Annotated in this window: 25 protein-coding genes and 1 pseudogene; 12 read left to right on the top strand and 14 right to left on the bottom strand. The window is 58.3% G+C overall.

Features of this window, described 5'->3' with window-relative positions; all coding sequences use genetic code 11:
• Positions 1-235: DUF1214 domain-containing protein (locus ACM6IR_RS09525; protein WP_414907483.1), on the top strand; the 235-nt coding region annotated here is incomplete at its 5' end.
• A gap of 590 nt (positions 236-825) precedes the next feature.
• Positions 826-2,040, top strand: a complete 1,215-nt coding sequence (locus ACM6IR_RS09520; protein WP_414907482.1) for an aldose 1-epimerase family protein — start codon at positions 826-828, stop codon at positions 2,038-2,040.
• A gap of 193 nt (positions 2,041-2,233) precedes the next feature.
• Here ACM6IR_RS09520 and ACM6IR_RS09515 read toward each other — a convergent pair whose 3' ends face one another.
• From ACM6IR_RS09515 to ACM6IR_RS09505, 3 genes are read right to left on the bottom strand one after another with little or no spacing between them, the layout of a single operon-like run.
• Positions 2,234-4,450, bottom strand: a complete 2,217-nt coding sequence (locus ACM6IR_RS09515) for a DUF3604 domain-containing protein (protein WP_414907481.1) — start codon at positions 4,448-4,450, stop codon at positions 2,234-2,236.
• A gap of 39 nt (positions 4,451-4,489) precedes the next feature.
• Positions 4,490-5,488 (bottom strand): HupE/UreJ family protein, encoded by a 999-nt coding sequence (locus ACM6IR_RS09510; protein WP_414907480.1) that lies wholly within the window; start codon positions 5,486-5,488, stop codon positions 4,490-4,492.
• Positions 5,488-6,396: a peptidyl-prolyl cis-trans isomerase gene (locus tag ACM6IR_RS09505; protein ID WP_414907479.1), complete on the bottom strand. Its 909-nt coding sequence runs from the start codon at positions 6,394-6,396 to the stop codon at positions 5,488-5,490. The genes ACM6IR_RS09510 and ACM6IR_RS09505 overlap by 1 nt, the downstream gene beginning before the upstream one ends.
• A gap of 175 nt (positions 6,397-6,571) precedes the next feature.
• Here ACM6IR_RS09505 and ACM6IR_RS09500 point away from each other — a divergent pair, with 175 nt between their 5' ends.
• Positions 6,572-6,820 (top strand): hypothetical protein, encoded by a 249-nt coding sequence (locus tag ACM6IR_RS09500; RefSeq protein WP_414907478.1) that lies wholly within the window; start codon positions 6,572-6,574, stop codon positions 6,818-6,820.
• Between the two features lie 14 nt (positions 6,821-6,834).
• Here the strand turns inward: ACM6IR_RS09500 and ACM6IR_RS09495 are convergent, their stop codons facing one another.
• A complete protein-coding gene (locus ACM6IR_RS09495; RefSeq protein WP_414907477.1) occupies positions 6,835-8,109 on the bottom strand; it encodes a flavohemoglobin expression-modulating QEGLA motif protein in 1,275 nt (424 codons plus the stop codon).
• Between the two features lie 216 nt (positions 8,110-8,325).
• Between ACM6IR_RS09495 and ACM6IR_RS09490 the strand changes: the two genes are divergently transcribed.
• From ACM6IR_RS09490 to ACM6IR_RS09475, 4 genes are all read left to right on the top strand, one after another.
• On the top strand, positions 8,326-8,988 hold the full coding sequence (locus ACM6IR_RS09490; protein ID WP_414907476.1) for a hypothetical protein: 663 nt from the start codon (positions 8,326-8,328) through the stop codon (positions 8,986-8,988).
• Between the two features lie 58 nt (positions 8,989-9,046).
• On the top strand, positions 9,047-9,868 hold the full coding sequence (gene ppk2, locus ACM6IR_RS09485) for a polyphosphate kinase 2 (protein ID WP_414907475.1): 822 nt from the start codon (positions 9,047-9,049) through the stop codon (positions 9,866-9,868).
• Between the two features lie 50 nt (positions 9,869-9,918).
• A complete protein-coding gene (locus ACM6IR_RS09480) occupies positions 9,919-11,676 on the top strand; it encodes a SulP family inorganic anion transporter (protein ID WP_414907474.1) in 1,758 nt (585 codons plus the stop codon).
• A 226-nt stretch (positions 11,677-11,902) separates the two neighbouring features.
• Positions 11,903-12,289 carry a c-type cytochrome gene (locus ACM6IR_RS09475; protein WP_414907473.1) on the top strand — a complete coding sequence of 129 codons (387 nt, stop codon included), beginning with the start codon at positions 11,903-11,905 and terminating at the stop codon, positions 12,287-12,289.
• Positions 12,290-12,427: 138 nt separating this feature from the next.
• On the opposite strand, the gene ACM6IR_RS09470 is transcribed toward ACM6IR_RS09475, so the two are convergent.
• Both ACM6IR_RS09470 and ACM6IR_RS09465 read right to left on the bottom strand, forming a co-directional pair.
• Entirely contained in the window at positions 12,428-13,120 is a 693-nt protein-coding gene (locus ACM6IR_RS09470) for an RES family NAD+ phosphorylase (protein ID WP_414907472.1), read from the bottom strand.
• The gene (locus tag ACM6IR_RS09465) at positions 13,114-13,518 is read right to left on the bottom strand and encodes a hypothetical protein (RefSeq protein ID WP_414907471.1); all 405 of its coding nucleotides are present in this window, start codon (positions 13,516-13,518) and stop codon (positions 13,114-13,116) included. The genes ACM6IR_RS09470 and ACM6IR_RS09465 overlap by 7 nt, the downstream gene beginning before the upstream one ends.
• Positions 13,519-13,712: 194 nt before the next feature.
• On the opposite strand from ACM6IR_RS09465, the gene ACM6IR_RS09460 reads away from it, so the two are divergent.
• From ACM6IR_RS09460 to ACM6IR_RS09445, 4 genes and pseudogenes are all read left to right on the top strand, one after another.
• Complete coding sequence (locus ACM6IR_RS09460) at positions 13,713-15,002, top strand: NAD(P)/FAD-dependent oxidoreductase (protein ID WP_414907470.1); 1,290 nt, start codon at positions 13,713-13,715, stop codon at positions 15,000-15,002.
• 25 nt (positions 15,003-15,027) lie between these two features.
• On the top strand, positions 15,028-15,585 hold the full coding sequence (locus ACM6IR_RS09455; protein WP_283190394.1) for a helix-turn-helix domain-containing protein: 558 nt from the start codon (positions 15,028-15,030) through the stop codon (positions 15,583-15,585).
• 22 nt (positions 15,586-15,607) lie between these two features.
• Positions 15,608-16,954, top strand: coding sequence for a glutamine synthetase family protein (locus ACM6IR_RS09450; protein WP_414907469.1), 1,347 nt, complete (start codon positions 15,608-15,610; stop codon positions 16,952-16,954).
• Between the two features lie 407 nt (positions 16,955-17,361).
• Positions 17,362-17,781, top strand: a pseudogene (locus ACM6IR_RS09445) (dihydrofolate reductase family protein); the annotation flags it as partial.
• Positions 17,782-17,917: 136 nt separating this feature from the next.
• Here the strand turns inward: ACM6IR_RS09445 and lysA are convergent.
• Positions 17,918-19,156, bottom strand: a complete 1,239-nt coding sequence (gene lysA / locus ACM6IR_RS09440; RefSeq protein ID WP_414907468.1) for a diaminopimelate decarboxylase — start codon at positions 19,154-19,156, stop codon at positions 17,918-17,920.
• Positions 19,157-19,284: 128 nt separating this feature from the next.
• Here lysA and ACM6IR_RS09435 point away from each other — a divergent pair, with 128 nt between their 5' ends.
• A complete protein-coding gene (locus ACM6IR_RS09435) occupies positions 19,285-20,208 on the top strand; it encodes a LysR family transcriptional regulator (RefSeq protein WP_414907467.1) in 924 nt (307 codons plus the stop codon).
• Positions 20,209-20,236: 28 nt separating this feature from the next.
• Here the strand turns inward: ACM6IR_RS09435 and ACM6IR_RS09430 are convergent, their stop codons facing one another.
• The 7 genes from ACM6IR_RS09430 to ACM6IR_RS09400 form a co-directional block, all read right to left on the bottom strand.
• On the bottom strand, positions 20,237-21,043 hold the full coding sequence (locus ACM6IR_RS09430) for a sulfite exporter TauE/SafE family protein (RefSeq protein ID WP_414907466.1): 807 nt from the start codon (positions 21,041-21,043) through the stop codon (positions 20,237-20,239).
• Positions 21,034-22,332 (bottom strand): FAD/NAD(P)-binding oxidoreductase, encoded by a 1,299-nt coding sequence (locus tag ACM6IR_RS09425; RefSeq protein WP_414907465.1) that lies wholly within the window; start codon positions 22,330-22,332, stop codon positions 21,034-21,036. Before ACM6IR_RS09425 ends, ACM6IR_RS09430 begins: the two co-directional genes overlap by 10 nt.
• 64 nt (positions 22,333-22,396) lie before the next feature.
• Positions 22,397-23,260, bottom strand: a complete 864-nt coding sequence (locus ACM6IR_RS09420) for an MBL fold metallo-hydrolase (protein WP_414907464.1) — start codon at positions 23,258-23,260, stop codon at positions 22,397-22,399.
• A 56-nt stretch (positions 23,261-23,316) separates the two neighbouring features.
• Positions 23,317-24,075: an amino acid ABC transporter ATP-binding protein gene (locus ACM6IR_RS09415; RefSeq protein ID WP_414907463.1), complete on the bottom strand. Its 759-nt coding sequence runs from the start codon at positions 24,073-24,075 to the stop codon at positions 23,317-23,319.
• A gap of 4 nt (positions 24,076-24,079) precedes the next feature.
• A complete protein-coding gene (locus ACM6IR_RS09410) occupies positions 24,080-24,769 on the bottom strand; it encodes an amino acid ABC transporter permease (protein ID WP_414907462.1) in 690 nt (229 codons plus the stop codon).
• A 2-nt stretch (positions 24,770-24,771) separates the two neighbouring features.
• Positions 24,772-25,467, bottom strand: a complete 696-nt coding sequence (locus tag ACM6IR_RS09405; protein WP_414907461.1) for an amino acid ABC transporter permease — start codon at positions 25,465-25,467, stop codon at positions 24,772-24,774.
• Positions 25,468-25,511: 44 nt separating this feature from the next.
• Positions 25,512-26,357 carry an ABC transporter substrate-binding protein gene (locus ACM6IR_RS09400; RefSeq protein WP_414907460.1) on the bottom strand — a complete coding sequence of 282 codons (846 nt, stop codon included), beginning with the start codon at positions 26,355-26,357 and terminating at the stop codon, positions 25,512-25,514.
• Positions 26,358-26,437: the final 80 nt, after the last annotated feature.

Raw genomic sequence — 26,437 nt, 5'->3', positions numbered from 1 at the left:
GTACCTGATCAATTCGCCGATGTTGTCGGCCATGAAGAAGAACGCCGATGGTTCGCTGACGCTGTACATCCAGAAAGATTCGCCGGGCAAAGCCAGAGAGGCCAACTGGTTACCCGCGCCTGACGATACGGCCTATCTGGTGATGCGCCTCTACTGGCCGAAGACCGCACCGCCTTCGATTCTTCCTGCTGGCAACGGCAGGTGGCAGCCACCGGCGCTGGTGGTATCGAAGTAGGGCGACTCTTGCGACAGTAGATTCAACCGGTCGATGAACGGATTGGGGCCGCCATACGAGCCATTGTGATCTTTGGGCCTGCATCGCCGGCTAAAGCCCGCGATACGCTGAACATCCGGATGGCGCTTGAGGACGTTCCTCTCGGCCGGCAAGAACTACAAAATGCGCTGGTTACGACGACAGGGTGACGGATACGAGGCGCATGCTAAATCATGCACGTCTTTAAGGAACTGCCGAAGGCAGCGTGACCGGTACACCCTGTTTCACGCCCTGCGTCGCACTTGTAAAACCGATTCGTGGGCTATGGGAACGTCCGCTTTCGGCTATCAGCGGCATTACCGTGTTTGCCCTGCGCTCGCTGGACGCTGCCAACCTCGCCATCGCGAGCAGGCCCGCTTGTTGATCTCGAATGTTCACAAAACCCCTTCGATCTAATGTGGGAGCGAGCCTGCTCGCGATGGCATCGACTCAATTTTCCGATTTGTCCCAAATCTTTCTTGGCATTTGTCGGCGTTGTGTCGCTTTTTAAGCTTGCTGAAACGTTTCATCAAGTCTATAAAAATGGCACAACTCCAAGAAAGGCTGCTGCCATGAACCCGCTCAAACTCTTTGTTGCCCTCAGCGCACTGTCCGCTGCCTCCCACGCCATGGCCTGGGATTACGTTCTGCTCGACACCGACAAAGCCGCCCAGAACTGGCAGATCACCAGCCAGCAACTCGGCATAAAAACCGACAAACCCTTCAGCGTTACCCTGCGCACCTTGCACGGCGGTCGGCAGGAGGGCGTCAGCATCGTCGACATCGATAACGGCACGATGAAACTCTCGGTAGTGCCGACTCGCGGAATGAACGTCTTGCAGGCCTCGGTCGGCAATGTGCGCATGGGCTGGGATTCGCCGGTCAAGGAAGTGGTCAATCCGTCCTTCATCGAACTCAATGGCCGCGGTGGTCTGGGCTGGCTGGAAGGTTTCAATGAGCTGGTCACCCGCTGCGGATACGAATGGGTCGGCCACCCCGGCGTCGACAACGGCGAACTGCTGACCCTGCACGGTCGGGCCGCCAACATTCCTGCGAACAAAGTCACCCTGCACATCGATGAAAAACCACCGTACGCCATCACCCTGCGCGGCGAACTGAAAGAGCAGGCGTTCAAGAAGGTCGACTTCTCCGTCGCGACCGAACTGGTCACCGAACCCGGCAGCGTAGTGTTCGCCCTCAACGACACCCTGGCCAACAATGGCGACTATCCGAAGGAATACCAGGCGCTGTATCACAGTAACTTCAGCACCCCGTTCCTGGAGCAGGGAGCTCGTTTCGCCGCGCCGGTGAAACAGGTGTCGCCGTTCAACGACAAGGCCAAGGACGATCTGCCCGACTGGCAAACCTACCGCGCACCGACCAAGGACTACGACGAAACGGTTTACAACGTGGTGCCGTATGCCGATGCCAAGGGCGATACGTTGACCGTGTTGCATAACAAGGCCGGCAGCCTGGGCGTTTCGGTCGGCTTCAACACTCAGACACTGCCCGTGTTTTCCCTGTGGAAAAACACCGATACCCAAGGCCAGGGCTATGTCACGGGGCTGGAGCCGGGGACAAGTTTTTCCTACAACCGCCGTTATCAGCGGCCACTGAATCTGGTACCAACAATTGGGCCGAAGGAACACAAGCAGTTCCGCATCAGCTACAGCTTGTTGGCGGATAAGGCGGCTGTGGATAAGGCCTTGAAGCAGGTGAGCGAGATTCAGGGTGGGCGGGAGACTGAGGTGCGGCAGACGCCGTTGGTTGATCTGACCAAGGGGTGATACCGGCTAGAGCATTGTCGGCCGATATTGCAGCCCCTCGGCCAAATGTTCGCGTCTGATCCCGTCGGACATCAATGTTTGAATGTTAGGGCCGATTCACGAACGGCTTTCTTTTCGAACTGCGGCAATGTCTGTCATTGCGCGTCAATCTGCCAGCACCGATGGATGCAAAGCATCGGTGCTGGCCTCGGCGCTACTTGACCTCATTTACCTCATAATTCACATAGCCGAACTCGTTGCTGCGAGCCGCCATGTATTTGCCGTTTTGCTCGAAAACCGTGGCCTCGAAGGGTGTGCCGCCGAGTGTTGTCACTAGATGCCCGTCCTTGATTTCATATTTGGCCGGCACGCCAAACTGGCCATCATGCAACATGTTCAGGTATTCCCCTTCCGCAGGCGGCTTACCATCGACGCTGGTGATCAGGCGTTGGCCGTCGGTGCCATAGACTATCTCGAACGTCTGACCAGTGACCGTGTTGCGCACCTTGATAGTCTTACCCACCACGTAGGCTTGCAACTGCTCGTTGGTGAGTGCTTTGGCACCTTCGGTTTTCAGTTGGTCAATGGTTTTTCCGCCAGCGATAGCCTTGCTGTCCTCAGTCGTCGGCGTGTACCAGATCGGCGAGGTCCACGCGCGTTCCTGGACAGTGGCCGAGACGTCGGCCGGCGGCGGTACTTGTAGCTTGGCCGCGTCATAGGTGCTCCAGCGCGGGGTCGGGATCTGTAGCACGCGGGCATAGTAGAACGCGTGCTGGGTCGGATCGAAATCCGGATCGACCCAGACTTTCTTCAGCTCGGTGGCACCAATGGTATTGGTGTAAGTCGCCTTGGACACATCGACCGTGGAGCCCACCGGCGGGATCTTGCCGGTAGCCTGGTCCGGTTGGCGATCACCTGACCAGGCGACGTCATAGATCTTCTCGAAGGTCTGGCCGTTTTTGGTCCAGCCCTTGATGATCTGGATTCGGTCGAGGTTGCCATCGTCGGCATCCTTGACCGCCCACACCACGAAGGACGGCGCTTGTTTACCCGGTTTTGCCGGCAAGTCGCCGCCCATGGGAACGCCCTTGGCGTAAGCGGCATGCACCCAGTCTTTTTCGTTCCACAAACTGCTGTCGAAGCCCCAGCCACCAAACAGGCGCACCGGGATGCGCACGCCGCTGGTGCCATAGACTTCTTTACGCTTCATGGCATCGAAGATCGATTCACGGGTGTTTTCTTCAGCCCACACGCCGGCCAAACCGGATGTGCTGGTTTGCAGGGCCACCATGCCCGAGTTCTGTTTGCCGGAAATACGCGCTTGCGGGGTGCTGTCGGTAAAACCGTGGGAGCCGAAGTTGTAGTTCTGCGAATAGGGGATCACCCCGTTGTGCGAGTCGCTGGCGCCGACCACGCCCATTTTATAGGGGTTGTATCCGCGGGCTTCCTGTAGGGCCATGCCGTTTTGCCAGGCTTGCCTGATGTAACTGCCATTGAGTTTCGACGTGCTGTTGTCGATGCCAAGCAGGAAACTCATGATTTCATAATTGGCAAATTCGTCGGTCGGCGACAGCTCGGGGTGGGTTTCGGAGGTGCCTTTTACCTGGTGAATTTCGGTGAGGGATTCATTGCGCATCCGCGTCTCCGCCCAGGCGGCATCGATGGGGCGACCACGCTCATCGACGTCCACCGGAAACATCAGGCCGTTGCTGAGGTTGGCATTGTGGGAGATCGCCAATACTTCGTTGCCCTTTTTGCGTTGATCGTCCATCCAGCCCCACAAGTCCTCCGGTTTGTCCGAATCGAGAGCCGTGAAGGGCATGTCTGGCACTTTTTTCGAATCACGGAAAAACACATTTCGGTGCATGTTTTGATTGTTAGGTGCCGAGGTCCATTCATAGGCGACGAAGGTGGTGAACTTGCCGGGCTTGTAGTACTTGTCGGCGATGGCGATGTTCTGCTGCCAGATGTTGCCGGCAACCTTCGGATCAATCAGCTCCTTGATCGGGTGGCTCAAGCTGCCGGCGATCCATTTGAACACCCGGTTGAAATCTTCCGGGGTTTTGACAATCAGCTTTTGCGCAATGGGCAGTTTGCTGAAGTCTGACTTCGGATCGTTGGCCAGGGCGATCACGCCCACGTATTCCGAGTGGTCGGTCACACCATGGAAATCCAGCGGTCGGCCCTTGAGCTGCACTTCAAACCCCATTGGATGCTTGACCGGCATCCCAAGTGAGTATTGGTACGCCTGCTCGGGATCGACCTGATGGTTGCCGATCAGGTAGGCATCGATCGACCAGGAGCTGTGTGAGTGTGTCTGGCCAAAGTAAACCTCGCGATCCGGGTTGCCCTCCGCCAATGACAGCGTGCTGACGGCAAGCACGGCGCAACCAAGCAGTGACGGCGCGGTGAAGTGTGTAGGGGGGTTCATATTCCACGTCTCCGGTATACGACAGTAACAGGGGGCAACTCAGGACCAGAAGCTTGAGACTCGTTCAAAAAACCAAAAGGCAGCCAGCGTACCCAGCCCATAAGAGGCGATCGGTCGGGCATACAGGAGTGCGGGCCGTGGCAGTCGACAACGCAGCAACAGTGCGCGAAGGCTCAATACGACGGCGACGAACATCAGCTGACCGATCTCGACGCCGACATTGAAGGTGAACAGCGCCAGGGGCAGGTCGCGCTGCGGCAAGCCGATTTCCGCCAGCGCACCGGCGAAACCGAAGCCATGCAACAAGCCAAAACAGAACGCCACGACCCATGGCCATTGAACGGTGAAACTGACTTCACCACGGTTCTTGCGGGCGATTTCCACCGCCAGCAACAGAATGCTCAACGCAATCGTCGCTTCCACAGGCGGGCCGGGAAGCCGCACTGCGCCCAATGCTGCGAGCGCCAGGGTGATGGAGTGGGCGAGGGTAAACGCGGTGATGGTTTTCACGAGCATCCAGCCGTTACGCACCAACAGCAGGAGGCCGAAGACGAACAGCAGGTGATCGAAACCGCCTAGTATGTGTTGGATGCCGTGGGCCAAAAACGCTCCGGCCACCGAGAGCGCTCCCGGCGTGGCAGCGATCTTTATCCAGGGTTGCGAGGGGTGGACGAGGGTCGTCGTCAGGTTGCCGTCCAGGCGCGAGACACGCACCAGCACATCGGTGATGCTCGCTTGCAGGCCGATGAATTCAATACGTTGCCCGACCAGTGATGCAGGACCGGCATCAATGACCCGACGCTCGATCAGTGAATCGTTCAGTTCGCTTTCCATGGGCTCAACGACGGTGCGCACACCTTCGGCAAACCGGAGCGCAATCGGCAATCGCATGCCTGAAAGCACCGGCGTACGCCACAGTACGTCGTAGCGCCCGGCGGCCGTTTCGTTGAGTTCCAGGTAAGCGGGGCGCGACTCATGGGCCATGGCCGTCAGCCCCATGAACCAGAGCAGCAACAGCAGCCAGACTGTGCGCCTCATCACGGCTGCTCCGTTTGTGTGGCGACAATCGCAGCAGTGGAAGCAGGTATCATCACCACGACTTCATAGCGTGCTTTCAGCGCATCGAAACTCGCTTGTTTCGATTCGCTGCGTTGCTCGGACAACCAATCGGACTTGGCCTGCTGGGCTACGGTTTCGAAGGGCGGTGCTGGTGGTTTGGCCAGCGCATCTATCCACACCAGATGCCAGCCAAAACCAGACTCTACAGGCCCCACCCACTTACCCGGCGTTTGCTTGAACAATGAAGTGGCAAACTTTGAACCAAATACTCGCGCCACTTGATCCTGGGATTGTTCGGTGTAGGCGTTTTTAAACATGAACGCATCGCCTTCTCCACTGTTCTTGTCAGTCAGCCCACTTAACGCGGCCTGAGCCTGGGTCTGCGCATCCGCACCGCGTTTGTCCGAGGCGAAAAACAAATGATGAAAGGTCGCCAGTGGCGGCGGGGCATATTGGGTCTGATGTTGGTTGTACCAAGTCTCAAGTACGCCGGGTGCCGGTTCGCGAAGCGACGCTACATCTTCGGCGAGGAAATCCATTTTTTGCGCCAATCTACGGCGAATGATGGTGTCGTCTTTATCCAGGCCAAGTTTCAACGCTTCGCGATAGAGGATTTCCTCTTTCACATATTCATCAATCAGGCCCTGCAACTGTTGCTCCGATGCGGGGCGCTGCCATCGTGCCAACCAGGAGATTGCGATGCGCTGAACAACGTCCGGGGTAATTTCAATGCGTTGGGGGTCTTGATTGACGGTGGAGCGGTGTAAACCTGCGAATAGCACAAAGAGTGCAAAACCGGCGATTAAAAAGTGCAGTAATGGTTGGCGAAGGCATCGCGTGATTGACGAAAATCGAGACTCTTTCGCGTCGCAGTCGCCTACATTCATGACTTATTGCCCCACTCTATACTCGAATAGTTTTTGCAGCAGAGTGGAGTATTGCTGTTGTATCGGAACTTTCCACCTAGGCTAATCACGATAGGTACTAAGGCTTAGTAGCAATCGGATTAACCAATTCCCCTAGGGTATGCGCTTGCACAGCCCGGAACAGAGCGGCCATGTGATGAAAGGACTGCTGATTTTCGCCGCCCGCTGCCGACTGCTGCTGGATGCGAAGAGCCGCCCGAGCTTGTCGACATGTCCGGTAGTGGCGTGGCTCACACCCAATCATCTCGGCATCGATACGGCTACTGGCGTGTTTTACGCGCACTTTTTTGTGGTCGACTATTCATCCGACGACAAACGTTTGTCATTTCATGACAAATCCATTATGCAAAGCGTTGACTTGATGGAGTTTTTGCTTCGATGTTGACCGACGGATTCAGGCTAGGCACTGGCATCGTCCTCATGCTCATCGGCGAAGTCCATGAGCTCCTCCAGGTCGAGCACATCCAGTTTGATCCGGGCGATAAAGGCAGAGAAAGCCAGGTTGGCGGCGAGCAGACGCAGGTCGGCGGCCCAGGCCGGGAGATGGACCGGCGCCTGGAGCCAGCCGGACTCGAAGAGCGGCGCCAGGCGTACGGTATCCCCCAGACTGAGGCGCCCGGCGAACAGGTAGCCCACCAGTTCCGGCCGGTTGTCGCGGATCGCAATGCGCAGCAAGGTATGGACGCCGAGCAACCCGGTCAGGTAAGCGGCATCCTTGGTGAACGCCGAACCGCCGCGCAGGTCGGTGCCACGGAACACTCGCTGGGTCGAGCGAAAGGATTCCTCTTGGGTCTGACCGGCCGCGAGAAAACCTTCAAATACCTGGATGAAATCGGCGCCATCCAGCGCCTGCTGGACCGCGAGCACGCGCAGGGCGAGGCGACGCAGGCGGTTGATGTCCATGCTGCCGGTGAACAGTTCGGCAAGGGTGGCGATGCCCTCCTGAGTCTGGGTCGTGCGTGGTGCACCCAGACCCAGGCTTTTCAGGTTGGGTTGCAGCGCACCGTTTTGTGCCGTGGCGACATGCACGAAAGCCTCATGTTGCAACAGCTGGCTTTTGTCCAGTTCCGAGAACAGGGCGCTGGCCCGCAGGCGGATGCGGCTCGCCCCGGCGATGGCCTTGGCGGCCAGGGTCGGGTCAAGCACGACCGTGATCCGGCCCGGTCCGAAGAAGCGGTCCAGTTCCGGCTGCATCCAGGCGGCGAAGGCTTCGGCCGGGATCTCGGCCGGGCTCGGTGGAATCCGGGCTCCACCCAGAAGGGCGTCAGTGGTCTTCAGGAAAAATCGGGCGGCGTCGAGCATGCTCAGTTTCTGGTTCGAGTAGTAGAAGTCCGGGCGCCGATACAGCGCTGACGAATACTGAGTAAAGGCGGGCGTACCCATGGCGCCGAGCATGCGCCCGGCCGTGGCATAGCTGCGGGCCGTCATGGCGAGGTGGTGCCCGGCCGGGTGGCCCTCATCGCAGCGGGTGATAAAGGCTTCCAGGGCAGCAATGTCGGCGCTGTGCTCACGCGGGCGCAGATCGACGTCGGGCAGTTCGGCATGCCCTGCGCGCCACTGCGTCAGGAATGCTTCCTCAACCCCATCCGGCCAGGCCAAGGCGTCCAGTACGCGGATCTTGCGGGCCAGCCCGGGCAGTGCGGCATCGAGCTCGGACAGAGGAACGCTGCTCACAGAAATCTCCTTGGGGGGCGAGGTTCAATCGTAAAAGCTTAGCCGTTGTCGATGCATCACGTTGTGACACGTCACTTCGGAATCAGGAGCGAAAACGACTTTTAAAACTACACTCAAGTGGGTTTAAACCGTCCCATGAAAAAAGATCGGAGCTTTAGCCAGTGGACCTGCCGGAAAAGGGCATCACGCTGACGCTGCCGTGGCGAGGATGACCGCATGCAAAAGACAGGAGAACCAAAGCGGGCACGGGTGCTTGATCCGGTCGAGCGTGTCACGGAAGTGATCTTCGGCCTGCTCATGGCAATGACCTTCACGGGAACCATCAGCGTGGCGACAGGTGGCCAGGAGGCGGAGCGCACGATGATGATCGCCGCGCTGGGCTGCAACCTCGCCTGGGGACTGGCCGATGCAGTGATGTATTTACTGCGCACACTGATCGAACACACACGTAACCGCACGCTACGCTCAAACCTCTGCGGCGCAACCGATACCGCCACCGGGCAGGCGCTTATTGCCGATGCGTTACCACCGCGTCTCGCGGCAGTGGTCGGCACCGATGAGCTGGAATCGCTGCGCCGCCGCGTGATCGAGTACGCATCGACGCCGATGCCGCCGCGCCTCGGCTGGGACGATTTCAAGGGGGCCATCGGCGTTTTCCTGTTGGTGGTGTTATCGACATTCCCGCTAGTGGTGCCGTTTCTATTTCTTGATCAGACGGCACTGGCGGTACGCCTCTCTAACCTGATCGGCCTGGTGGTGCTGTTCTCCGCCGGTTGGGTGCTTGCGAAATATGCAGGCGCAAAGCCTTGGTTAGGCGCCATTGCGTTGGCCGTTACCGGTGCTGTTTTAATCACCGCGATCATCGCGCTCGGCGGATAAGCCGGCAGCCAACTACGCTGTTTAGCTATTGGCTATTCATATTGGTGAGGTCTTGGTCATGGCAAAAGACAAGAAGAAAGCCCCTAAGCGTAATTCTGCTGAAAACCTGAAGCTGAAGAACAAGGACTATCTCGAACAACTGCGCGTCCTGCATGTCGAGCTGGTCAAGTTACAGGAGTGGGTAAAAGCCAAGGGCATCAAGGTCTGCGTTGTCTTCGAGGGGCGCGATGGTGCGGGCAAGGGCGGGACGATCAAAGCACTCACCGAACGTGTGAGCCCGCGAGTCTTTCGGGTGGTGGCGCTACCTGCGCCGACCGATCGAGAGAAAAGCCAGATGTATCTCCAGCGTTACCTGCCGCACCTGCCAGCGGCTGGCGAAGTGGTGATCTTCGATCGCAGTTGGTACAACCGTGCGGGCGTCGAGCGGGTAATGGGGTTTTGCACTAAAGAGCAGGTTGCCGGTTTCCTCAAGTCAGTCCCCGCTGTTGAGCGAGCAATCGTCGACTCGGGCGTTATCCTGCTCAAATATTGGCTGGAAGTCAGTCCGCAGGAGCAGACCCGCCGGCTTGAGGCGCGCATCAAGGATGGACGCAAAATCTGGAAACTCACCCCCATGGACCTCAAGTCATACAGCCGCTGGTATGACTATTCACGGGCGCGTGACGACATGTTCAAGGCGACCGATTCCGACCATGCCCCATGGTTGGTCGCCAATTCGAATGACAAGCGGCGAGCGCGCCTTAACATCCTCTCCGATTTGCTCAGCCGCATCCCGTATCAGGACGTAACGCGTGAGAAGGTGGTTTTGCCCAAGCGGCAGAAGCCAGGCGGCTATCGCGAACTGGATCATCCGCTGCGGCGGGTTCCCGAAAAATTCTGAGGGGGGCGTTTAAACCAATCTGCGCTTTTTCACCAAAGGGCCACAGTCCTATGAGCCATTCGGATTCTTCGCCTCCCGTCCCGGAACCGGGCCGGATCGAACGTCGGGGGGCCGGCGATAAGACCGGTTGGAGCCGCTGGCTGCCTGGACTTCGAATGCTGCGCGAATACCAAATGGCCTGGTTACGTTACGACATCATGGCCGGTTTGGTGCTCACCACGATGCTGGTCCCCGTCGGCATCGCCTATGCCGTCGCATCGGGTGTACCCGGTATCTATGGCCTCTACGCAACCATCGTTCCGCTACTGGCTTATGCAGTGTTCGGACCTAGCCGGATTCTGGTGCTGGGGCCGGACTCCTCGCTGGCCGCCGTTATCCTGGCCGTCGTCCTGCCACTGTCGGGTGGCGACCCCCATCGCGCCGTCGCCCTTGCGAGCATGATGGCGATCGTGTCGGGAGCCGTGTGCATCCTGGCGGGCATCGCGCGCTTGGGCTTCATTACGGAGCTTCTGTCCAAACCGATCCGCTACGGGTACATGAACGGGATTGCAGTGACGGTGTTGATCAGTCAATTGCCCAAGGTCTTCGGTTTTTCGATCGAGTCCCATGGCCCGCTGAGAAATCTGTGGGCCATCGCCACTGCGGTGATGGAAGGAAAATCCAACTGGATCACGTTTATGGTGGGCGTAGCCACCCTGACAGTCATCCTTCTACTCAAAGGCAATAAGCGTATCCCAAGCATCCTGATCGCCGTGGCAGGAGCGACCATCGCCGTGGGGGTATTGGACCTGGCCGCGCGCGCGGGTGTGTCGGTCCTCGGTGTTCTTCCACAAGGTTTGCCGGCGTTCGCCATTCCCTGGATCGACCAGGCCGATATTGTCCCTGTCGTCATTGGCGGATGCGCCGTCGCCCTTGTTTCGTTTGCCGACACCAGTGTGCTCTCTCGGGTGTATGCGGCGCGGACTCGTACCTATGTCGATCCGAATCAGGAGATGGTGGGGCTTGGTTTTGCCAACCTGGCCGCTGGATTTTTCCAGGGCTTTGCAATCAGTAGCAGTTCTTCACGTACCCCCGTGGCGGAAACCGCAGGGGCCAGGACACAGTTGACCGGCGTTGTCGGCGCGTTGGCAGTGGCTGTACTGCTAATGGTGGCGCCGAACCTGTTGCAGAGTTTGCCCAACAGTGCCCTGGCAGCGGTCGTGATTGCGTCGGCCATCGGCTTGATTGAAGTCGCCGACCTGCGACGAATTTATCGCATCCAGCGCTGGGAGTTCTGGTTGTCGATTGTCTGCACCATTGGCGTAGCCGTGTTGGGTGCGATCGAGGGGATCGGCCTGGCCATCGTGATCGCCGTCATCGAATTTCTGTGGGATGGCTGGCGGCCGTATTCCGCGGTGCTGGGGCAAGCCGAGGGTATCAAGGGCTACCACGACATCCAGCGTTATCCGGACGCGAGCCTGATACCCGGACTGGTCCTTTTTCGCTGGGATGCGCCCTTGTTTTTCGCCAACGCCGAACTGTTCAACACCCGAGTGCTGGACGCCGTGGCAGCATCGCCTACGCCCGTGCGCTGGCTGGTCGTTGCCGCGGAACCCGTCACCAGTGTGGACGTGACTTCTGCCGACATGTTGGCCGAGCTGGACGAAACGTTGCACGCGGCAGGTATCAAGTTATGCGTGGCCGAGATGAAAGACCCGGTGAAAGACAAGCTCAAGCGATTCGGGCTTTTCGCGCGGCTTGGCGAAACGGCGTTCTTTCCAACCATCGACGATGCCGTCGGCCACTATCTTTTGACTCATCCAGCGTAGAGGGCAGGGCAGCAGGACGAGGAGCGCCGAGCGGGATTGGAAACACTCAGCGACCCGAAAATCCAGGTGTCCTGATCCAATGGTTGTGTAACGCTGTGTAGGATCGCCAGGTAATATACAGGCCGATACAAAGCACTCCTCGATTCTTTCCCGGTAGCAAATGGGCTGCCGGCGGCTTACCGGAAGAAGTGTCAGCCCGTAAGCCACCGCTGATTTGGAACAGAAATTGAAAAAAATCGCCGTACTTACTGTCGCCTTGCTCATCGCAGGATCACTCAGCACGCCTGCCTTCGCGGTCGGTGATGCTGAAGCGGGTCAGCAGCTATTCGGCCGAACCTGTGGCGGCTGCCATCAGGTAGGGGAGTCAGCGCGAGGGGCCTTCGGACCGCAACTCAATGGCATTATCGGGCGCCTGGCCGGCAGCACGACGGACTATCAGTACTCCAGCGCGATGAAATCATCAGGCGTCGTCTGGACCCGTGAAACACTGGCCGCGTACATCGAAAATCCTAAAAGCGTGGTGTCTGGCACCCGGATGATATTTTGGGGGATCAGCGACCCGGAGAAGATCGAAAACCTGCTGGCTTACCTGCAGACGTTCCAGGCGCAGTAAGCACATTCAAGTCGACTCGCATCATCCATGAAACTCGCTATAGAGGGGCGCTTGCGTAGAGTCGCGGCACAGCATAGACGACAGGATGAAATCACTGCGAGCTTCTACCGCTATTACTCCGCCTTCCCCCCATTAAAATCACGCCTCACTGATCTTGCTGACACTCGTGACCTGACCATTCCAGACCATCTCGTAATGCGCGGCTTGAATAACCGACAACATCGGTCTCGGTGTCATCAACGCCCAGCAATAACTGCCTCGCATACGCACCGAGTGGTAACGAATGCCGGGACATCCCGCCTCTTTAACGGACCTCCCCAACAGCCGGGAATGCGTGTAGTCGTCAGGCGCGTAAACAGGATCAGTCACCGCAATGGCGGCAGCATCTTTCATCGCAGCGTCCACGAACGAACAGGACAACCCCCGAAAAACGAACCGCTCATAGTTGAGGCTTGGCACATTCGACCAATACAGACTCTGGTGATGTCGCACCTCGGCCAGCGCCGTTTCCATGGAGTCCGCCAGATACAGCACGCCAAAGCTGCCATCGCTGAACCGTGAACCCGCCGGGTTAACGTGAGTAAAAGGCGCGGTCGTGTACGAGCAGCCAGGAATACCGAACGGGATCTCACGCCGTGGAATCAACTCCAGGCGACCCACTTCATTGTTCAGCCTGGGGTTCGTCAGCGCCTGTATCTGATACAGCACCTCAAATGCGTCCGCGTCCGCGACGTCATCAAATAACGCCACGGGTGGAAACTTTGAATTGACCAGTCGATAGGCCTGTAACGGCTCACCGGCAAACGTTGCCAGTTCGCTCAGGCTCACCATTGCGCGCCTCGAAGCACGTCAATGCGCCGAAAGGTTTCATACAAAGAAATCATATCGCCCTGAGACATGATCTCGAGCGGGGAGCGGCCATTGAAGAATTCGTTGTCGTTGGCCATCGACGGGAAGCCGTAGACGTTTTCCGGGTTATCAAAAATGAGGCGCAGAGCGGCGTGGATGTTGAGCACAAAACTGATGCGCTGCATCTGGTCCGAATCCAGCGCCACGGCCCAGTCGGGATCGCGCTGCCGGGCACGGGTGTAGGTGCTGCGGGAAATGCGCAGGATATGGCAGGCCTGATCGCCGGACGCCGCCCATTTCTCGAGAATGCCGACAGCGGCGCGCAAGCCCGTCACGCACTGGCTTTTGGTAAAGGCTTGTTCCTGGAGGGCAACGGCCATGTTCTCTACCTCACTGTAAATCCATGGACTCAAATGTAGGTAAAAAGAATCTATAGATCAAGTCTGTCGCGACCAGTGGAGATAGGGGGCGGCATTCACACTGGTTCTGGCATTAATTACAAGGCATTGCATATATGAAAAATACGCTGTATTTTTTCATGAAATTATAAAAATATAATTTCACGAGGCCTCAAATGTTTCAGCAATCCGAGCGACATGTCGCCAGCTATTACGCCCACAGTTGCGCCAACCTCCTCAGCGCCCGGCCTGCGCTTGTGGGGGACTATGACACCGAAGTGGTGATCATCGGCGCAGGGTTCAGTGGCCTGCACACTGCATTGCGTCTGGCGTTGGCCGGAAAACGAGTGACGCTGCTGGAAGCCAGCCGCGTGGCGTGGGCCGCCTCGGGGCGCAATGGCGGGCAGGCTATTCTCGGCTGGTCGTGTGACATGCCACCGCTGGAGGCCGCGTTGGGTTATGAACGCGCCAGGCGCCTGTGGGACGGCATGCGCTGGGCCGCTAAGGAGTTGCGGGCATTGCCGGGGCGTCATGGGTTCGACTGTGACTATCGGGCCGGGCATCTGTGGACTTCGGTCATGCCGCGCCGGGTCAGCCTATTGACCGAGTGGCAAGACGAGGCCGGTCGCAAATGGGGACATGATGGACTGCAGTTCATCGCCCGCGAGCAGTTGCCCAATTGGGTGGCCAGCTATCGCTATCAGGCCGGCCTCTATGATCCCGAAGGTGCTCACCTGAACCCGCTGAAACTGGCGTTGGGCCTGGCAGCGGCTATCGAGCGTGCAGGCGGCCACATCCATGAACAAAGCAAAGCGTTGAGTTATCGAGAAGAGGGCGGTCGCTTCCGGGTGGATACCGAGCATGGGTCGATTAAGGCCGACGTGCTGGTACTGGCCTGCAATGCCTATCTGGACCGGCTCGATCCAGAACTGGCCCGTTGCGTGTTGCCGGTCGGGACTTATCAGGTCGCTACCGCACCCCTGACGCGTGAGCAGGCCACGGCGTTACTGCCGACCAATGTGTGCGTGACCGATAACCAGTTTGTCCTCGACTACTTCCGTCGCACTCCGGACAACCGCTTGCTGTTCGGCGGCGGCTGCACCTACCTGGGCGGCATGCCCAAGGACATTGCCGGTGCAACACGGCCATTTCTGGAACGTGTCTTCCCGCAGCTCAAGGGTGTCGATCTGGAGTTTGCCTGGGGCGGACACATCGACCTCACCTTGAACCGCACACCGGACGTCGGACGCCAGGGCGATCGTTACTGGCTACAAGGGTACTCCGGGCATGGCGTGCTCCCGACACTGGCAGCCGCTCGCGCGGTGGCCGACGCGATTCTCGGCCAGGCAGATGAATTGGCGTTGTATCAAGGCTTGAGTAATGGCAGCTTTCCCGGCGGCAAGTACCTGGCCGCGCCGCTGGAAGCCATCGGCAAAGCCTGGTATCGACTGCGCGACAGCATTTGATGAGTCATTTACCGGAATCCCAGCCATGAACAAGCAGGAAGAAATCGCCGCGCTGGCGATCCTTATTCACGATTTGCGCAAACACAAGAAATTCACCTTGAAGGACCTGGCCGACCAGATCGGTCGTTCAGTGGGGTTTTTGTCTCAAGTCGAGCGTGGCTTGTCTCGGCCAACGGTGGCGGATCTGACAGCGATCAGCGAAACCCTGGGCGTGCCGACGACCTATTTCTATAGCTTGCCAAAACCCAAGGTTCTGCCGTGGGTGACCCGGCCGGACGAGCGTCGCACGTTGTATTACGCCAACGGGATTACCGATGTGCTGGTTTCGCCCAAGATGCGGGCTTCGTTCTCGATGCTCGAAAGTCATCTGGAAGCCGGCGCCAGCAGTGGTGACAGGCACCTGACCGACAGCTCGGAGCAGGGCGGCTACGTGCTCGAGGGCGAGTTGACGCTCTGGCTGGGCGACGACGAAGACCCTGTCACGTTACGAACCGGCGACAGTTTTCAGTTCGACAGTCACACCCGTTGCCGTTACGGCAACCTTACCGAGCATCTCACGCGAGTGCTCTGGGTCTACACCTGATAACAACAAAGGAACAACCAAGATGGATGCTGCCTGCTCTGATTTGCTGTCCGAAGTACGTGCTTTTCGCCAACGCCACCCCGAGGTGCGTTATGTCGACCTGATTTCCCTGGACATTCCGGGGCACTTTTACGGCAAACGTTACCCCGTTGAGATGCTGGAAAAAGTCGCGGCCGGCAGCGCGCTCAAGCTGCCACAGAATTGTGTGTTGCTGGGCGTGCAGGGCGGCTTGTTCAAAATCGGTGACTACTGTTTTAACGACGGTGACCCGGACGCGTTGCGTCGTCTGGTCCCCGGCACACTCAAACCGGTGACCTGGGAAGCGCAGCCGCTGGGGCAGATGCTGATCACTTCGGACGGCACCGAAAAGCCGATTGTTTTCGAACCGCGCGAAGTGCTGGCGCAAGTATTGGATCGGCTGGAGCGCAAAGGCATTCACCCGGTGGTGGCCTTTGAGCTGGAGTTCTACCTGTTCGATAAACAGCTGCGTGACGGCTTGCCGCAGTTTCCACGGGATGGCTTGACGGACGATGCCGATGATCAACCCAACATGCACATCGAGCGCCTCTCACGCTTTGCCCCGGTGCTGGACGAAATGGTTGAGGTGACGCGGGCTCAGGGCATTGATGCCACCGTGATTACGGCTGAACTGGGTCCGGGTCAGTTCGAGATCAACTTCGGTCATCTTGATGATGGTCTGCGTGCCGCCGACTGGGCTGCGCTGTTTTGTCGTAGCACCCGTGGCGTCGCGCTCAAGCACGGCTACCGCGCCAGCTTCATGGCCAAGCCTTACTTGCAGCACCCGGGCAGCGGCATGCATGTGCATGTCAGTCTGTATGACAGTGCCGGCAAAAACCTGTTGGCGGCGAACCAACAGCAACCGCTACGCCATGCCGTGGCGGGGTGTCTGGAGCTGCTGCCGCACAGCATGCCGATCTTCGCGCCGAACCAGAATGCCATGCGCCGCCTGGGCGGTACGGTAAACGTGGCCACACAAGCGAGCTGGGGTTTCGAAGATCGTGATGCGTGCTTGCGCATTCCGGAATCGGACTCGAAAAACCTGCGCATCGAATACCGTCTGGCCGGTGCCGATGCCAACCCCTATCTGGTGCTGGCGGCGATTCTGGTGGGACTGGAACATGGCCTGGAAGCCGGCAAAGAGCCGATCCTGCCGCTCAACGAAGACCGCAACAGCGGCGTCGACTTCCCGCTGGAAATGCTCGAAGCCGTTCGCGCAATGCAGCATCAACCGCAACTGCGCGAAGGTTTAGGGGCGGAGTTCGTGGATGTGTATTGCGAGAATAAACGTCAGGATCATCTGGCGTTCATGCGGGAGATCAGCGCCCGGGAGTATCGCTGGTATCTGTAATGCGTGGGTGTTGTGAGGGTGAGTATCGATCGAGGCGGTCCAGTGTTTCGCGCCAGGCTGTCGGTCGACTGTTGGCCCCCAAGCCGCCTGCTTTCACAGCGTCGAGATCTGATGGGGTGCAGTCATCATAGATGTTCCCTGTACGAAAACTTTCACGAGGTTCGAATTGCTTCGCAGCGTATTGGCTAATGCCGATCAGTTAAGCCGTAATGCGATCTGTAGCAGCTGGCGAAGCCTGCGTTCGGCGGCGAAGCCGTCGTAAAACATGTGCACGAGGTGTTTCTGATGCACCGCGTCGGCTGATTTTACGACGGCTTCGTCCGATCGCGGCCCGCGCCGAACGCAGGCTTCGCCAGCTGCTACAGGAAGCGCGTTGCGCCTGAGATTTCTTTACTGAAAAGCATTAAGCATACTGGCCGCGTAAACAGGCCGACTCACACAACCACACCATCGCCAAGCTGTTCAACAGCGTGCCCAAGCACGTGGCCACGCATCGATCCGATCCGCTTGTTTGGCAGAACAGTCATGCGCTGGAGGGCAACCTTGTCGACGCGATACGTACGCTCAAGCACCAGGATGGCCCCCCTCTGTTGACGCAGGGCAGCGGCGATATGGTGCGCCAACTGCTTGCAGCCGGGTTGGTGGACGAACTTCGGCTGATGATTTTTCCCATAGTATTGGGGCGCGGCAAGCGCTTGTTCGACGACAGCGCCCAAGCGTCGGCCTTCACATTGGCGCACTCGACCAGCACGCCGGGCGGTGTGCTGATCACCCGCTACGTCCGCAGCGGCGACGTGCGCACGGGAACGTTCGAAGAAGATGTGTAGGAACAATCCGTATCGGCGAGCAGCGTGCTATTCCACAGTGCGCAAGTCGGCGAAGACATTCGGCTGGCTACGCCGCCAGGATTAAGTGTCATGCCTTCTTTTGGGAGAACCAAAAATGGTGTCCACCACTTGGCCTTTAAAGCCCCAACTCCAAGGCCAGCAAGTCCGACAATGGTTGCGGGCGTCTAATCAATCTGGCTTGCCCTTGCTCGATCAATACTTCCGGCAACAGGGGGCGGCTGTTGTAATTGGATGACATGGAGGCGCCGTACGCGCCCGTATCGTGCATGATCAGCAAGTCGCCAACCTGCGCCTCGGGCAGCAAGCGGGGCGTCACACCTTCTTCATCTTGCGTAAAGATATCGCCAGATTCACACAGGGGGCCGCCCACCACGTAGTCGTGGTCAACGCGATTGACGGGAGCACCCTCGGCGTCCAGCAAGGTCATGTGGTGATAGGCGCCATAGAGGGCCGGGCGCATCAGGTCATTGAAGCCGGCATTCACCAGGATGAAGTTTCGGCGACCCACTTTTTTGACCGTGCGAACTTCCGTCACCAGACAACCTGACTCGGCAACCAAGAACCGGCCGGGTTCGATTTCCATCCGCACCGGATGACCGAGAAACGCCTCGATGTCCTGCCTGGCCTGATGCCATGCGTTGGCGTAACGCTGGATGTCTACCGGCTCATCGCCCTCGCGGTAGGGAGTGGAAAGCCCTCCGCCGATGGAAAATGCTTCGATATCGTGGTCGAGCATTTTCACCGCCGAGACCATTGCATTGCCCACCTGCTCCAGATGCAGGTAATCCACGCCCGAACCAATGTGCATGTGCAATCCCACCAGCTTCAGCCCGAATTGCCGAATGACGTCGAGCGCTTCGTGAATCTGGTCATGCCAGATGCCATGCTTGCTGTTTTCACCACCGGTATTGGTCTTGCGGCTGTGACCGTGGCCGAACCCAGGGTTGATGCGCAACCAGACGCGATGGCCCGCAGAGCGTTCGCCCAATTGGCGGAGCATGTCGATCGAGCCGGTATTGACCTCGATATTCAGTTCGACTACGCGGCGCAACGTCATCTCGTCGAACAGATCACAGGTAAAGACGATGCCTGCTGGTGTGCCGGCCGGGCTGAAACCTGCCAGCAGCGCCCGCTCGATTTCACCCAGCGAGACGGCATCGACCCGAACGCCTTGTTCCCGGATCAAGCGCAGGATGTGCAGGTTGGAACAGGCTTTTTGTGCGAATCGAACGGTTTCGAAGCACGCCAGTTGGCCAATGCGCGCCTTGATGGTCTGGGCGTCATAACACCAGACCGGGGTGCCATGTTCTGTGGCGATAGCGGCAAGTTGCTGGAATGGGAGCTGGTTGGGCATAGAGATAGTCGATCTGATCTAGAGAGTGGAGGCCATCATGCCGATTGCAGGGCATTCAATAAAATATCTTCTTTTTGTTTATCAATTCAGTTTTGATATGGGCTTCAAGCGATCAACGAAGGTTGGGTATGAAAGTCTCGTTGCGACATATCGAAGTTTTCCGAGCGATCATGCAAGCAGGCAGCGTCACGGGAGCGGCGCGCTTATTGCTGACCTCTCAGCCGACACTCAGCCGGGAACTGGCACGGCTTGAAAGCCTTTCGGGTCTGCGTCTGTTTGATCGGGAGGGCGGAAGGTTAGTGCCAACGGCTCAGGCGATGATGTTGATCGAAGAGGTCGAACGTTCCTATGTCGGGCTGGAACGAATCAACAGCGTTGCGCAATCGATCCGTCGTTTCGAACATGGGCAACTCAGCATCACATGCCTGCCGCTGTTCTCCCAGACGCTATTGCCCAAGGTTTGCAAGCAGTTTCACCAGCAGCACTCGGGCATAGGCTTGAGTATCACCGCGCAGGAATCGCCCTTGCTCGAGGAGTCACTCAGCGCCCAGCGTCACGACCTCGGGTTGACTGAAAGTGAACATGTGCCGCGGGGTACCCGAGGGGATTTGCTCTTTTGTGCCGACATGGTTTGCATACTGCCAGAGGGGCACCCTTTGTTAATCAAGCCGCTGCTGGCAATGGAGGACTTTCGCGGTGTCGATTTCATCAACCTCTCGGGCCTGGATATCTATCGTCAGAAGCTCGATGAGCACTTTCGTAATGCGGGTGTCGATCGGCACACCGTGATCGAAACCACCAATGCCGCTTCAGTCTGTGCCATGGTCAGGCAACAATTGGGCGTGGCGATTATCAACCCGCTGACCGCGGTGCAGGAGTCAGGTAGAGGATTGGCCATTCGGCCAATCAACGTGTCCATTCCCTACCGAGTCATGCTGATCAGGCCAGATTTTCGACCCTCCTCAGTGTTTGTCGACGCCTTTTGCAAGGCATTGAGTGTTGAGGCGTTGAGTCTTGCCAGTGCCCTGGACAAGAGAATGGCGGGGGCCTAGGTCGATGTTTCCAGGCTCCGCAGATTTTCTACATCCAGGTCCTGAGCAGGAGGTAGCCAGCGACCACCATGCACACAGCGGAAAAACCCAGTTGTATCGATTTGGCGGGAATCCTGGGTGAGAGGACTCTTCCCAACAGCATCCCGCTGACACTCGCACCGATAAAAACTCCACCTGTGACCGTTATATGGGCACCTGCATGAATAGCGCCTGTCACCGCGATAGCCGAGATCAAGGCGATGGTCATGAGTGAGGTCGCGACGATGCCATGCATGCGGATGTCTGAAAGCTGTTGAAACGCAGGCACGATCAAGAACCCGCCTCCCACACCAAGCATCCCGGTGAGCAGCCCTGAAAGTGAGCCGACTACGGCAAGGCTCGCTGAGCATTTCGGCGTCCAGCGCAGTCGGCCGGTCTGAGGGTTGAGCATGCAGTTCTTTTGTTGCCAGCACTGCTCATTGTCGGCGGCGTTAGCCGAGCTGCCGCTAGCCTGTCGAATCATGCGTATCGCCACAATGACCATGACCAGGCTGAACAGGGACGTCAGTACGGCGTTGGGCAGCAGGTGGGCAAAATGCACGCCAAGGCGCGAGAATACGGCCCCCAACAACGCCATCAGCAGGGCTGCGCGATAACGTACCAGGCCTTTCCTCAGACCGTCCACGGCGCCTACAGCGGCCGCTGCGCTGACAGCAAACAGCGCAACGGGGGCCGATTCAGTCATCGACCACCCCAGGCCGATCACGAGCGCCGGTACGGCCAGAATTCCACCGCCGGCACCGGTCAGGCCAAGAATGATGCCGATGGCGATCCCGAACACTCCACTCAGTAGCATGCTCGCTCCTCACTTGGCCTGGAAAGGCTGGTCAACCACTCACGGCCTTTGAGCATGCCGTTCCAGTAAAACCAGGGCAGCAATCGTGCTTTGAGGAACCATGCGCTCTTGCGGGCGACCGTTGCATCCAGGGGGAATGTGGGCAGCAGTTTCCCGCCGTAGCCGAACTCTGCGAGCACGACTTTGCCTTTTTCAACCGTCAGCGGGCATGACCCATAACCGTCGTAGCGCAGTGGCATGGGCTGGTTGCCGCGTACTGCCAGGAGGTTCTCGGCCACGACGACGATTTGCTTGCGGGCGGCGGCTGCGGTCTTGGCGTTACTGGTAGAGCACACATCGCCCAGGGCAAAGACTTCCGGATAGCGGCTGTGTTGCAACGTCCCCGGATCCACCTCGCACCAACCGGCGGCGTCCGCCAGAGCGCTGGTACGGATGAACTCGGGGGGCACCTGTGCAGGGACGACATGGAGCATGTCGAAGGTCTTGGCCTGGAGAATGACGGCGCCCTGTTCGTCCTTGCTTTCAAACCAGGCTGTCCGGGCCGGGCCGTCGACCTTGACCAGGTTCGAACCGAATACCAGCTGCGCTCGATACTTCTGGATGTATTTCATCAGGGGAGGGACGAAGGCCGCCACGCCGAACAGCGCTGCGCCGGCAAGGTTGAACTCGACCTTCACGTCCTGCAGGGCGCCTGACTTTTGCCAATGATCGCAGGAAAGGTACAGGGCCTTTTGCGGGGCGCCGGCACATTTGATCGGCATGCCGGGTTGGGAAAAGATGGCCTTGCCTTTGCGCAATCCCTGCACCAGTTGCCAGGTGTAGGTGCAAAGGTCATAGCGGTAGTTGGACGTCACCCCATTCTTGCCCAGGGTTTGCTCCAGCCCTTCGATTTTCTCCCAGGCCAGCCTGAGCCCCGGACAGACGATGAGGTTTTGATAAGCGACGCTTTTACCGTTGCTCAGCGCTAGACGTTTTCCATCAGGCAGCACCTCGACCACAGCCGCCTTGATCCAGGTTGCGCCGCGCGGGATGACCTGCGACATGGGCCTGACAGTCTTGCGCACGTCATACGCCCCCCCACCGACCAGCGTCCACGCCGGCTGGTAGTAGTGCTTGTCGTTGGGTTCGATCAGCGTGATCTGCAGGTCGGGCATACGCTTGAGCAGGCTTGCCACAATCCCGATGCCTGCCGATCCTCCACCAATGACGACAACGTCGGCAGTGATATCGGGGCGTCCGCAGGCATCTTTGGTCCCAGAGGCTGTTGCGTTGTGCTTGAGCGTAGTCATCTGCATTCCATTCGATTGCTTAAATCGGATATTCCTGTCGTTCTGCCTGAGTTGCGATACTCATTCAGAACATATTGAGCGGTATCTTCAAATAGCTGATGCCATTGGTCCTGGCCGCTGGCGTTTCACCCGCTCGCATGTTGATTTGCACTGACGGCAGCAGCAGCCTGGGTTGGTTCAGGGTCTTGTCCCGCGCCGTGCGCAGCGTGACGAAATCAGCCTCGGCGATCCCTTTGCCGATATGGATGTTGTGCGCGCGCTCCTCGTCCACCGTAGTCTGGTGACAGTAGGCATCGCGGCCGGGCGCTTTGTAGTCGTGGCACATGAACAGTCGCGTGCTGCCTGGCAGCTCGAACAGCCGGCCGATCGAGCGGTACAACTGGTGTGCGTCACCGCCAGGAAAATCGCAGCGGGCAGTGCCACAATCGGGCATGAACACCGTGTCACCGACGAACGCGGCATCTTCGATCAAGTACGTCACGCAGGCCGGCGTATGGCCAGGCGTATGCAGCACGCTGACGGGCAGGGCGCCGATATGGAAGGTTTCGTTGTCGGCGAACAAACGGTCGAACTGGCTGCCGTCCAGGCACACATCATCGTCGGCGTCGAACAGCGTGGCAAAAGTCTTCTGTACCTGAGGAATGCGGTCGCCAATGCCGATCTTTCCACCCAGTTGCCGCTTGAGGTAGCGGGCAGCCGAGAGGTGGTCGGCATGCACGTGCGTTTCCAGAATCCATTCCAGTGTGAGCGCGTTGGCGCGCACGTGTTCGATCAGGTGCTCGGCACTCGAATACGAGATACGCGCGGCGGCGGCATCGTAGTCGAGGACCGGATCGATGATCGCGCAGTGCCGGGTCATCGGGTCGCTGACCAGATAACTGTAAGTACAGCTGTCGGCGTCGAAGAAAGCCTCGACATGAAATTGCATGGTCATTGTCTCCATTTTCATGGGGGCGGCTATCGAGCCTGCCCCCTGTACTCCATTCAACAAGCTTGCGGCATACCACTCTCGGCCCAGGGCGAGCGGATATCGGACAGGAATCGCTGTGCGCGAGGGTGTTCGGGGCGCAGGAAGAAAGACTCGGGCGTTGCTCGTTCCAGCACCTTGCCTTGGTCCATGAAGATCACGCGATCAGCCACTTCACGCGCGAAACCCATCTCGTGGGTGACGCACACCATGGTCATGCCTTCCTTGGCCAGGCTTTTCATTGCTTGAAGCACTTCGCCGACCATCTCTGGGTCCAACGCCGAAGTGGGTTCATCGAACAGCATCACCGGAGGGTTCATTGCCAATGCCCTGGCGATGGCCACGCGCTGCTGCTGGCCACCCGATAACTCGGAGGGGTAGGCGCATGCTTTGTGGGCCAGCCCTACGCGCTCCAGCAAGCTCATGGCCAGATCGTCAGCTTCCTTGGCGCCCAGCTTGCGCAGGCGACGCGGAGCCAGGGTGCAGTTCTCGAGAACGGTGAGGTGCGGAAACAGATTGAACTGCTGGAACACGAAGCCAATGCCGCTACGCAATGCGTTCACGCTGACGGAGCGATCATGGATATCCACGCCATCGATGAAAATATTCCCGCTCTGGATAGCCTCCAGCCGATTGAGCGTACGAATCATCGTCGACTTTCCGGAGCCGGACGGGCCGCAGACCACGACCACCTCACCCTTGGCGACGGTTTCGTTGATGTCAGCCAGAGCATGGTAGTTGCCGTACCACTTGTTAACGTTTTTCAGTTTGATCATGGGATTAAACCTTTGCAGTTCGGACAGCGAGGCGTCTTTCCAGCCAGAAGGCGAAGCGCGACAAGCTGAAGCACATGACGAAGTAAGTGAGGCCGAGCACGGCATAGACCTGGACCGGCTTGGTGAGCAACTGAGCGCTGATCTGGGAGGCGACGAACGACACTTCCGAGAGGCTGATGATGTAACCCAGCGAGGTCTCCTTGATGGTGGAGACAAACTGATTCACCAGTGAGGGCAGCATGTTGCGAAAGGCCTGGGGCATGATGACCAGGCGCATTGTCGCCAGGTACGAAAAGCCGAGTGAGCGAGAGCTTTCCATTTGCCCGCGAGGCAATCCCAGAATCCCGGCGCGAATGATTTCTGCGAGGTAGACCCCATCAAAAATCACCAGGGCCGCCAGCATGGTGCCGAATTGATCGGTGCGTTGGCCGGTCAGGGTCGGCAGCAGGAAATAGGCCCAGAAAATCACCATCAACAAGGGTGTGCCGCGCAGTACATACACCACGCTTGTGACCGGTACGCGCAACAGTGCATATGGGCTGAGGCGGCAGAGCGCGAGCAATACCCCGACAGGGAAGGCCATTACCAGGGCCAGCGCTGCCAGGATCAACGTCATCGCCAAGCCACCCAAGGGGCCGTTCGGGTACTGGCCGATCAGGTAGTAAAGCCCGTAGTTCTGGATGATATCTAGCATCGTCAGGCACTCCGTACGGGATAGCGTTGCTGGTACCAGCTGGACAGCAGCGTGATGATGATCGAGACGCCGACATAACCGGCGGTGGTAACGGCGTACGATTCGAAACCCCGGAATGTGGAGCTTTCCACCTGCTGGGCCTGATACATCATTTCAGCGACGCCGATCACCATGGCGATGCTGGTGTTCTTCCACAGGTTAAGTGTCTGGCTAATCAACGGTGGCACTGTCACCCGCAGTGACTGCGGGAGGATGACCAGGCGCATGGTGCTGATGAAGCCAAAGCCCAGGGTCCGGCCAGCTTCCATTTGCTCCCTTGGAATGGAACGCAAGCCGCTGCGGATGTCTTCGGACATATAAGCCGCGGTGTACAGCACCAGGGCGATAACCGCACTGACCGCTTCGATATTGTGTTGGTAGATCCATGCCTTGATAGGAGTAGGCAGCAGCTCCGGAGCGCCGAAATACCAGAACAGCATGTGTGCCAGCAGCGGGACGTTGCGTATCGCTTCCACATAGGTGATTGCGATTCCCCGGAGTGCAGCGTAAGGAGCCATGCGCAATACAGCGATGACGATTGCCAGCGGCAGGGCGATGGTCAGCGAGATCAACGCGAGTTGGATGGACAACAGGAAGCCACTGACGAGCCACTCGTGATACTGCCCGGAGAGCACGACCGACAAATCAAACGTATTCATAAATAGCCCCGTGGCCCGACCAAAAGGTCGGGCCCTCAATGAAGTTAGTTGATGTTGTCGGTTTCGATCTTGAATGAGCGGCTGGCGAATTTCATGTTGCTCTCAGGGCCAAACCACTTGGTGAAGAGCGTCTCAGCCTTGCCGGAAGTCTCCAGATCACGCAGCGTCTTGTTCACCTGCTCCTGGAAGGCGGGTTCGCCTTTTCTCATGCCCAGCGCAATGTGCTCGGCGGACAGGGGCGTCGGGAGAATCAGAAAATCTTTTGCCGCATCACCCAGCTTGGCGAAGTTGCCGGCCAATGAAGTCTCATCGTTGGCGTAACCCAAGCCTTTACCCTGTTGCAGGGCGAGCAGGGCCTGAGGGTTGCTGTCGAACGATACGATCTGGGCGTCAGCGATCTTCGAACGGATGCTCTGCTCCATGGTGGAGCCTTTGATCGTCAAGATCTTCTTGCCAGTCAATTGGTCGAGTTGGCTGATGCCGCTGTCAGCCCTGACCATGACTTTCTGACCCGTGATGAAGGTCGAAAGGGAGAAGTTGATCAATGCCTCGCGCTCCTTGTTATGGGTCAAGGAGGCAGCCAGAAGGTCGACACGGCCCTGTTGCAATTCGGGAATGCGTGCGGCGACCGTCAATTGCTTGAGCACCGGTTTGACCCCGATGTTCGCGGCAATGGCATTGCACATGTCGACGTCGTAACCGACGATTGCGCGACTCGCCGGGTCCTTTATGTAGCTGAATGGCTCGTCGGTTCCGAGCACACCACAAACTAACTCACCCTTAGCCTTGATATCGCTGAGCTGATCAGCTGCAGCAGAGAAACTGGTTGCCAGCGTCAGTGCCAGTACTGCGGTTTTCCAGTGTTTTTTGAGCACGCGGTTCGTTTGCATTTTATAGACCTTATTGTTAGATAAACGGAACGCCAGTTTTTTGAATCGTCAGTGCAGTGGACTTCGAGAGCCTCTTGTGG

Source organism: Pseudomonas sp. IT-P253 (assembly GCF_949768125.1).
Taxonomy (GTDB): domain Bacteria; phylum Pseudomonadota; class Gammaproteobacteria; order Pseudomonadales; family Pseudomonadaceae; genus Aquipseudomonas.
The sequence above is the reverse complement of the archived record's forward strand: the minus strand, read 5'-3'. Positions and strand labels throughout refer to the sequence as shown.